General features: G+C 44.7%; 1 protein-coding gene. It reads left to right on the forward strand.

Annotation, left to right across the window (positions count from 1 at the left end):
* Nucleotides 1–218: 218 nt before the first annotated feature.
* Nucleotides 219–1,184 carry an NAD(P)-dependent oxidoreductase gene (locus tag QUA88_RS29385; protein WP_333058418.1) on the forward strand — a complete coding sequence of 322 codons (966 nt, stop codon included), beginning with the start codon at nucleotides 219–221 and terminating at the stop codon, nucleotides 1,182–1,184.
* Nucleotides 1,185–1,929 lie beyond the last annotated feature (745 nt).

Here is a 1,929-nt window from a genome sequence, read left to right on the forward strand (position 1 = left end):
TTCTCAAGAACAGGCTTTTCGGCCTGTTCCACAAGAAAATTCACTCTTTGTGGAACAGGCCGAAAAGCCTGTTCCTAAACAAGTAATTGAGAATGGCGCAACATCTCAGTTTCAACCGACTTTTGCCCGACGCCAGGGGTTTCAACCCCTGGCGGATTGCAGGAGAATGAAACAGCCCTATTCTCCCCCTTGCCGTCCCCCCCTTCCCCTTCTGCAAAATGAACGCCAAAAAAATTTTCATAACGGGTGCAAGTGGCTGTATCGGTCACTACATGGCCGAAACTTTGATTCAAGAAACAAACCACGAACTTTACCTCTTAGTTCGCAACCCCGAAAAATTAAAATTTGACTGGAAAGCCCGCCCCGGCATCAATATCATACAAGGCGATATGCGAGATATCGAGCAACACGCCGAACTTTTGCAAACAATTAATGTAGCAATTTTAGCTGCCACTGCTTGGGGAGGAACTCAAGAAGTGTTTGACGTTAACGTAACGAAAACTCTCCAGCTAATTCAACTACTTTCGCCACAGACTTGCCAACAAGTAATTTATTTTTCAACGGCCAGCATTCTCGGTAGAGACAACAATTTGCTTAAAGAAGCCGGGGAACTGGGGACAGATTATATTAGCTCAAAATACAACTGCATGGTGCATTTGTCAGCCTTGACAAATGTGCCTCCGATTACGGCACTTTACCCGACATTAGTATTGGGAGGAGACGCCGAAAAACCAGTCTCTCACTTGTCATCTGGCCTGCCACTTGTCGCAAAATGGATTGGTTTGATTCGCTGGTTTAAGGCAGATGGCAGTTTTCACTTCATCCACGGCGCAGATATTGCTAAAGTAGTTAATTATTTAGTTGAACATCCGCCGGCTTCCGATGAACCGCGACATTTTGTGCTAGGAAATCCGGCGATTACAGCTAACGAAGTGGTAGAACAAGCTTGCGAGTATTTGAATAAAAAGATATTTTTTCGGATAACTCTGTCACCTTGGCTGGCCGATTTCTTTATTTGGCTGTTCCGAATTCAAGTGGCTGCTTGGGATAGATTTTGCATCAGCTACCGCCATTTTACCTATCAAAATCTTGTGAATCCCGAAACCATAGGAATGCCGAGTTACTGCGGCACAGTTGCTGATATGTTAAAAACTAGCGGGATTCCCGATAAAAATAAAAAGTAGTCCGTACACTCCGCACCAATAATCGGACGGGCTAGAAGCCCATCCCACAAGAAAGATTGTGGGATGGGCTTCTAGCCCGTCCCTAATTATTTTGGCGCTTCTCAAATCCCATCCCACAAAAAACAATTTGTGGGATGGGCTTCTAGCCCATCCCTAATTCTTTATGCTATTGAAGTCTACTGTTTCAATTTCTTTTTTGCCTTAGTCCCATGCTTTTTAAATGCGATTATCGTCAATTAAGGGTCAAATACGATAAGATATCAGCATTTGCACACTTTAACAGGGAACTGCAAGCTAAAAATTGCGCTCAATTTGTTTGTCTTAGGGGGTGTCACCCCTCGCCAGATATTCGATCGAGTGCAAGATCGTAATTTTAGCCTTAACATTAAGTCTTGAGAGTCGATCGAACTCTCAAACACGCCAGCCCGATCGCAAGTTGTTTACTGATGTCAGAAACCTCAGCCTAAAGGCGTGAGGCTTGAAAGAGAAATCTAACAGGCCATTCTGACCAGACTAAGCTTTAAATAGCTACGTTATTTAGGTCACGACACCCGCTTGATGCGAAGCTAGTCCCTTGCTCTGTCGCTAGTGGTTAAACAGTCTTAAGGTCACGCTCGACAGTGCTGCTAGCCGGCGCAAGCCTTTATAACTTTGTCGAAGCTAACTTTCAGAAATGGGAGTTTGGGGCAACCATTCCCCAAAAATCGGAGAGGTTGCATAAAATTCCCTCTCCGACCCCGAAAGG

Source organism: Microcoleus sp. D3_18_C2 (assembly GCF_036702395.1).
In the GTDB taxonomy this organism is placed as follows: domain Bacteria; phylum Cyanobacteriota; class Cyanobacteriia; order Cyanobacteriales; family Microcoleaceae; genus Microcoleus.

Excerpts from the sequence above, each read along its gene's own strand:
- QUA88_RS29385 (WP_333058418.1), top strand. The coding sequence starts at position 219 with ATGAACGCCAAAAAAATTTTCATAACGGGTGCAAGTGGCTGTATCGGT.